Source organism: Candidatus Igneacidithiobacillus taiwanensis (assembly GCF_031962545.1).
In the GTDB taxonomy this organism is placed as follows: Bacteria; Pseudomonadota; Gammaproteobacteria; order Acidithiobacillales; family Acidithiobacillaceae; genus Igneacidithiobacillus; species Igneacidithiobacillus taiwanensis.
The window spans coordinates 1-6,509 of record NZ_JAVRKK010000122.1 but is presented as its reverse complement, the minus strand read 5'-3'; the positions used below and the strand labels follow the sequence as shown (position 1 = coordinate 6,509).

7 protein-coding genes are annotated in these 6,509 nt (G+C 54.5%); 5 read left to right on the top strand and 2 right to left on the bottom strand.

Translation table 11 applies throughout. From position 1 onward, the window contains the following. Positions 1 to 1,280: 1,280 nt before the first annotated feature. The 4 genes from RTI30_RS11655 to RTI30_RS11640 all read left to right on the top strand — a co-directional run bounded on the left by RTI30_RS11655 (position 1,281) and on the right by RTI30_RS11640 (position 3,570). Positions 1,281 to 1,526 carry a hypothetical protein gene (locus RTI30_RS11655; protein WP_312283815.1) on the top strand — a complete coding sequence of 82 codons (246 nt, stop codon included), beginning with the start codon at positions 1,281 to 1,283 and terminating at the stop codon, positions 1,524 to 1,526. A gap of 205 nt (positions 1,527 to 1,731) precedes the next feature. After that, positions 1,732 to 2,103 (top strand): MobC family plasmid mobilization relaxosome protein, encoded by a 372-nt coding sequence (locus RTI30_RS11650; protein ID WP_312283814.1) that lies wholly within the window; start codon positions 1,732 to 1,734, stop codon positions 2,101 to 2,103. A gap of 717 nt (positions 2,104 to 2,820) precedes the next feature. Further along, positions 2,821 to 3,300 (top strand): hypothetical protein, encoded by a 480-nt coding sequence (locus tag RTI30_RS11645; protein ID WP_312283813.1) that lies wholly within the window; start codon positions 2,821 to 2,823, stop codon positions 3,298 to 3,300. 12 nt (positions 3,301 to 3,312) lie between these two features. After that, positions 3,313 to 3,570, top strand: coding sequence for a hypothetical protein (locus RTI30_RS11640; protein ID WP_312283812.1), 258 nt, complete (start codon positions 3,313 to 3,315; stop codon positions 3,568 to 3,570). A gap of 214 nt (positions 3,571 to 3,784) precedes the next feature. Here RTI30_RS11640 and RTI30_RS11635 read toward each other — a convergent pair whose 3' ends face one another. Further along, complete coding sequence (locus tag RTI30_RS11635; protein WP_312283811.1) at positions 3,785 to 4,909, bottom strand: glycosyltransferase; 1,125 nt, start codon at positions 4,907 to 4,909, stop codon at positions 3,785 to 3,787. Positions 4,910 to 4,947: 38 nt separating this feature from the next. Next, entirely contained in the window at positions 4,948 to 5,757 is an 810-nt protein-coding gene (locus RTI30_RS11630; RefSeq protein ID WP_312283810.1) for a methyltransferase domain-containing protein, read from the bottom strand. 590 nt (positions 5,758 to 6,347) lie between these two features. Here RTI30_RS11630 and RTI30_RS11625 point away from each other — a divergent pair. Then, positions 6,348 to 6,473, top strand: a complete 126-nt coding sequence (locus tag RTI30_RS11625; RefSeq protein ID WP_312283809.1) for a hypothetical protein — start codon at positions 6,348 to 6,350, stop codon at positions 6,471 to 6,473. Positions 6,474 to 6,509 lie beyond the last annotated feature (36 nt).

The following is a 6,509-nucleotide window of genomic DNA, read 5'->3' as shown; positions in this document are numbered from 1 at the left end:
CCCCCCCCCAGACGTAGGCCGAGCGCGTAGCGCCGCCTGTCTGGGGGTGGATCGTGGCCTATAACGCCCACTCCATCCTTCCCCCTGCCCACGTACTCCCGGCACGTCAAGCGCGCCCCGTAGGGCGTTCCTGTGCCCTCTACAGGCCCTCCCGCGCCCCGCCCTAGGGGGGTAGCACCTGCTATGGATGCGTCCATAGCCACGGGAGGCGCACATGCGTCCCAGGGTCACGGCGGGGAATCTGACTAGCTCCTGTCGTGACAGACGGCCCGATCCGGCGCCCCGTGTCATATTCAACCGGCTAGGATGGGGAACCTTTGGAAAGCCGGACAGAGAGGTAGCCAGCGCGGGGAATCATCCGCAACAACGGCGGCGGACAACAAATGAGCCGCCCCGCGCTGGCGGCGAGAACCTGCCAAAGGGGGGAGTGCATCCCTGAATCTCGCTGTGATGCAGCAAGCACTGGCTGCATTGCCCCATAAGCGACCGACCGACGCGACGGGCCGGTATCCGATGGGCCAAGCCCTAAGGTATCTAGGAATCAAACCTAGAGCCTTAGGGTGAGGCTTGCCCTGCTCCCTCCCTCAGCTCTGGACCGGTATCAGAAAGCACGTAGATAACAAGGGTAGTCTCCCAGGCCCGAAGGGCCTACAGGCTGGAGTCAGAAAAAATAGAGGTAACAAGTGCAGCGAGGAGTGGCGGGCGATTTGCTTGCAAATCGATCGACGCTCCCGCAACCGCCCAGAGGGCGGAATGCTTGCTACGAAGTGATACGGAAAGACCGGCACGGATGGGAGAGGGGGCGCGGGGGAGAGGGCCAGGCCTGTCACAGTGACCGATAGCTTCTGACCGGTGGATGCCACTTTTGGAGGCAGCGCCGATTCCTGAATCTGGCGGGGTATTGCCGGGTCCATGCACAGCCTTATCCGGCGATTTTGTGGATGAGTGGGACCATTTCCCCATCCCTGTCCCCAGGATCGCTCAGAGGGCAAATTTGGGGCCTTGGCGGCGGTGTTTCGGCGGATACCCGCGCTTTCCGTCCCACTCTACGCAGCGGGTCCCTCGCCGGAGCGCGGCGGCCCGGTGGCCGTCCGCCTCTGGATGCAGCCGTGTAGTGCCGACGCTGCTTTGTCATCAAGCGATGGGGGCGGGCTGGGCGGCGGTGGCTGGCGACCGGCAGGTAGGGGGGTTGATATTAAATATGACGATCATATCTAATTCTTATATTTTATATTACCGTCATATATAATAAAGGCATGGATGAGACAAGGAAACCGCCCATGACTGCCAAGAAACAGACCAAGAAGCAGCGCCCCGCCGCTGAGCAACTGGCACTAGACCACACCTGGTCGGCACCCAAGCCAAGAGGCAGGCCACGGGTTCACGAGGACCGCAAGGCAGCGCAACGGGCGGCCAGCGCCGCCTATCGGGAACGGAGACGGGCCAGACGGGAAGCGCCGGAGATCGAGGACCGGGGCATCATCGACCTGAGCGCCGTACCCGCGTACCGGGTCCGCAAGAGATAGCCCCCAGTCTTGGGCATGGCGAGGTCTCAGGAACCATCATCGCTTACCATGTCGCCAAGCAAGCAAAACCCGGGAATTCTGCTATGAATTCTGCTATCATAAGTGTATATAGCCAGCCTACCCGTCGAACTTCCTAGCGGAAGATTCTCCGGAGTCTGGCAAAGGGGCAAGCCCCCTTTGAACCCCCAAGAGCGCGGAGGAGCGGATGGCCCAAGAAGCATTGGACAAACGGATAGCGTTTCGCCTGCCAGAGAAGGTAGCGGAATCCTGGAAGTCAGCGGCGAAGGCCTCGCGGCTGAGTCTGTCCGACTGGGTGCGGATGCAGGTGGGCACCGACAAAGTGCCAGCGGTGAAGACGGGCAAGCCCACGCCGGCGAAGATGCCGAAGCGCCGCCCTGCGCCGGAAGCCGATCCGCAGCTAATCCGGGAGGTAGCCGCGCTGGGCAACAACCTCAATCAGATAGCCCGGCATCTCAACTCAGGAGGAACCTATACGCAAGCATCGGTGCTGATCCCCTTGCTGCACATCGAACAGCATCTGCAAGAGATTCTGGACCGATGCACATCAAATTCCTGAAGCACGGCAAAGGGTCCGGCAGGGGGGCCGTGGAGTACCTGTTGGGCGACACGGACCATAAAGGAACGCCCCGGGAAGAAGTCACCGTATTGCGCGGCAATCCCACCCTGGTAGGGCAGGTAGCGGATAGTCTGGACTTCGTGCATCGCTACACCTCCGGCGTAGTGTCCTGGGCACCAGAAGATGCGCCCACGGACGAAGAGATAGCCGGGGTGCTAGTGGACATCGAGAAAGCCTTCACGGAAGGCCTCGATGATCCATCACGCCTGGCCTGGACGGCGGTACTGCATCGGGAGAAAGGCAGTGGCTGCCATGTGCATGTATTGGCTGCGCGGGTAGACCTGGAGACCGGCAAGAGCTTCAACGTAGCGCCCCCCGGATGGGAGCGGACCTTTGATGCCATCCGGGACCGTTGGAACTGGGAAAAGGGCTGGTCCCGGCCGGACGACCCGGCCCGAGCACGGCTGCAAAGCCCCGGCTTCACGGCCTTGCTGGACGCCACGGCCTTGCGTGCAGGCCTGGAGGTAGAGGCGGACCCCAAGCAGCTCATCACCCGGTACCTGGCCCAGCAGATCGAGGCCGGCTTGATACGCAACCGACAGGATATTGTCGCAAGCCTGCAGGAAGCGGGCCTGGAAGTACCCAGACAGGGCAAGGACTACCTGACGGTCCTCGACCCAAGTACAGGAAACCGATACCGGTTAAAAGGAGCGATCTATGGCTCAGACTTCACCCCCGAAACATGCCTCAGCATTGGGAGAGCGGCTGAACGCAAAGATGGAAGCCGACCTGAGCGAGGCGGCGTCATTGATGCAGAAAAAGCTGGAGAAGCTCGCGAACGATTCGAGCAACAGCTTGAAAAGCTCGCTGCATACCGCCGTCAGCGATATCCAGGAAGACCTGCAGAACCTGCGGCGGATAGCGCGCGGGATGTTCCTTTGGAGCGCGGCAGCGTCAGTGATGCTGGTCGTCCTGACGATCTTCGGTTTGTGGGGGTACATTCACTGGAAGCTGGATACGGTCGAGAAGTTGCGGATCGAAAAGACCCGCCTGGAAACGATGTTGCAGAGCCTTCCGCAGGGGGTTCACCTGATCCATCTCAAGGGGGTCTGGTACGTCGAAGCACCGAGCATCCAACTGGGATACACCGTAAAAAGAAACGGAAAGACGCTAGACGCAGCGAAACTCCAGCCATAACAGGAGCGGAAGATGACCGAGATCGAAACGCGCTTGATGACTGCATTGGACGCCTTGAGCGAGCAGTTGCAGCAAACCACGAAGCGATTGGAAACCATGACCAGGAACTACGAAGCCTTATCGAAGCGGATGCAAAGCTTAGAAACGAGCATCAACAGCTACAGGAACAGCAATCAGAGCATGATCGAGAAGTGGAACGAGCAGCAGGCCTCGCAGAGCGCCTTAGAGCAGCAATTGAAGCGGCTGCGCGAACAGTTGGGGAGTGGCTGAGGCGCAAGCTCGACCGGGGAGTGGACTGGGGGCCTAGCTAATGTTGCGTCCAACAACCCATCTTTTCGCCCAGGTGTCCAACAACCGCCAGGCGGCCCCCGCCGATGCTGGCCGCGCAAGCCTCGGCGGGGGTGTCCGGCAAAGGGTCGTTTGGTAGAGAGACAAAATATCTGCAGGTGGTGTTGTGGTTCAAACCTGAAACCACCCCCTATCACTACTTTTCTTTACCCTGAAAAGGCATTAGACTTCCAACAAGGATATCTTTCATCAAGGCATTGATTCCAAGTTTATGTTCCCTCGAAGAAACATAACTTCCAGAATACAACAAATATGCTACAGTCCCTAACCGCTTTAATTTCGACCGCCTTCTATCGTATACCTCTGAACGCTTAATCCATAAGCGGGCGCGCTGATCAAACCAGTCTGCCAACTGTTCGAGCCCAATGAATTTAGTATTTGTTGCTCGTTTTAAATATGCGCGCAGGAACACTGCTTCAGCAGCCAATTTCTCTCCTTGTTCAGTATATTTTTTCATATCAAACTTCAAATAACGAAAAAAATACTTGAACTTATCTAAGTACCCTTGCGTAATACTAGCTCTTGCGCAAACATTCCCGCCATGTACACGATAACGCACTAACTCATCTTCTATAAAACCAATATTCCTCTTTCCAATACAGCATGAGTAAACCAATATGTCATGCCCCAAAGGCGAACCATGCTTTTTCCGCAATGAGATATATTCGTCCCAATCCCACCACTTCAATAATTCCTCTATAACCTTATACCGCACAACCATTGCAAAACCAAGCGTCTTACCAAACATCTTGTTGGGTGGCGGCGGAAAACTCCACTTAGAACTATCGGAGAGATCGGGAGCCTTTTTCGTAGTCGGATGTCCATAGCGATCAATAATCCGTCCTTCGTGTAACACTAAGTCAGCCTTAGCTGATAATATTTTCGTTATGCACTCCTTCAGTTTCCTCTCCTCCCAAATATCATCTTGGTCGCAGAATGCAATTATCTCGCCGTGACATAAAGAAGCTGACTTTAGAAAATTTCCAGTATAATGCAGGTTAATATCATTAATATAAATATGAACGGGAAATGGTGACGTTTTTGCAAAATCATGGACGATCTGAATTGTCTGATCGGTAGAGCCATCGTCAGAGACTACAAGCTCAAACGGTAATATTGTTTGCTTTGCAAGGCTATCAAGTTGTTCCCTAATAAATTTTTCACCATTATAAGTAGCCATGGCAATCGAAATTCTTGGATTTTCATTGCCACGAGTTGGATTTGGATTGATGTTCGTTTCTAATCGATCATTTATATTCATGGCAACAGCTCTACCTTACGGAATAGCCTTGTTGGATCTCAATTTGTAGCTGGCTTCTGAAAGCGTACCGCCATTTGTGCGGATATCTTCGAAGCTAGCGGCACCGGAAGGCGTTGTGTAACACCCTCGCAGGCCGCGACGACCGATTTTGGAAGCGCATTGAGTAGCACGTTCAACTTCACATGACCGCTTGTTAGCGGGTTGTTGAACAACGCGAAACGATCAATGCGCAACCCAACATCGGCAGCGAATGATTCGACTTCGTCTCTATAAAGTAAGAAAATATGCCCGTCAGCGTTCGGCCGGAACTGAATCGATTCAAATATTGTGGGATCCTCGCACTCAGAAAATTTTGGAAGTCTATTCCTGAAATACTCCCCATTTGGAGTCGTCATAATTATGTACCCACCTGGCCGAACTAGTTTAGCGGTATTTGCCAGGAAATCATCAGGATGAGCAACATGTTCAATAACCTCGGTGATTAAAACTCCATCAAATAAGGTAGAAAATTTAAGATCAAAGGCGTTTCCAGGAGAGAACGAGATGGCGCCATTCTCGTGCTTTTTTATTACGTAATCAGCTAATTCTTCTCGCAAGTCGTTCCATGTCACATCGTATCCAAGCTCCGCCATGGCTAGTGAGAAATTTCCCTGAGCGGCAGCAATATCTAATACACGTGCACCAGGCTCTAGCACTTCGGTAAGCATGCTGAGTGCGAAATGTCGGCGGTTATCGTAGGCGTATGCATATCCACGATTTTTAATTTCTCCATAAATCTCTTGTAGGTCATATTGATATGAATCTTTCCAAGACTCTGGCCAATTGTCCTCTATGTATACTCGTTTCATGACGATCTCCTGCGACTAAAATAAAATGTAACTATTCACCAGGGGTACGGTTACTCTATGGCGGGCTGCGGGGGCGGTTTCAACTTTGAAGTGCAACACTCGCATGTAATTTTTTGGCCTATCACAGTGACCGGTCCGGTTGTCAGACCTTATGCATCCTTCTGTCTCGTGGGCCTGGCCCACGGCTGGACGGATGGCCTGCTTCTGTTGGGTTCCCTACCTTCCGGTGAGGGGCCGTTATGAGACAAATAGGTGAAGCCGTCATGTTGGCTGGATACCTGTTCCCCAGTGGCGACCTTAGCGGACCCATTGCAAGTAAACCAAATCAGAGCATCCCAGGCCACTGTGAACCCTTTATCTTGCGCTCCTTTTGCCAGCCAGCGTGATGGCTCGATGGTGGTTTGGTAGACCTTGCAGGCGCACAAAGGCCCCCAAGGTTTCCCTTGGAGGCCTTGGCAACCACCGCCGCGCTCGGTGATGGCGTTTGGTTCGCAGCGCAAAAGGTGGCAATATCCACCCATCAACGCCACTTGCAGAGCAGTTCTCAGGCTCTCTGCCGTGGTCCTCACCTGACCCAACCAGGAAAGAACATGAACAGTATAACCCTACAGATCAGCAAAATCGAAACCACCACCTTTTGCAGCGTGGTAACCCCCCCCCCAGACGTAGGCCGAGCGCGTAGCGCCGCCTGTCTGGGGGTGGATCGTGGCCTATAACGCCCACTCCATCCTTCCCCCTGCCCACGTACTCCC

Excerpts from the sequence above, each read along its gene's own strand:
- RTI30_RS11655 (WP_312283815.1), top strand. The coding sequence starts at position 1,281 with ATGACTGCCAAGAAACAGACCAAGAAGCAGCGCCCCGCCGCTGAGCAA.
- RTI30_RS11650 (WP_312283814.1), top strand. The coding sequence starts at position 1,732 with ATGGCCCAAGAAGCATTGGACAAACGGATAGCGTTTCGCCTGCCAGAG.
- RTI30_RS11645 (WP_312283813.1), top strand. The coding sequence starts at position 2,821 with ATGGCTCAGACTTCACCCCCGAAACATGCCTCAGCATTGGGAGAGCGG.
- RTI30_RS11640 (WP_312283812.1), top strand. The coding sequence starts at position 3,313 with ATGACCGAGATCGAAACGCGCTTGATGACTGCATTGGACGCCTTGAGC.
- RTI30_RS11635 (WP_312283811.1), bottom strand. The coding sequence starts at position 4,909 with ATGAATATAAATGATCGATTAGAAACGAACATCAATCCAAATCCAACT.
- RTI30_RS11630 (WP_312283810.1), bottom strand. The coding sequence starts at position 5,757 with ATGAAACGAGTATACATAGAGGACAATTGGCCAGAGTCTTGGAAAGAT.
- RTI30_RS11625 (WP_312283809.1), top strand. The coding sequence starts at position 6,348 with ATGAACAGTATAACCCTACAGATCAGCAAAATCGAAACCACCACCTTT.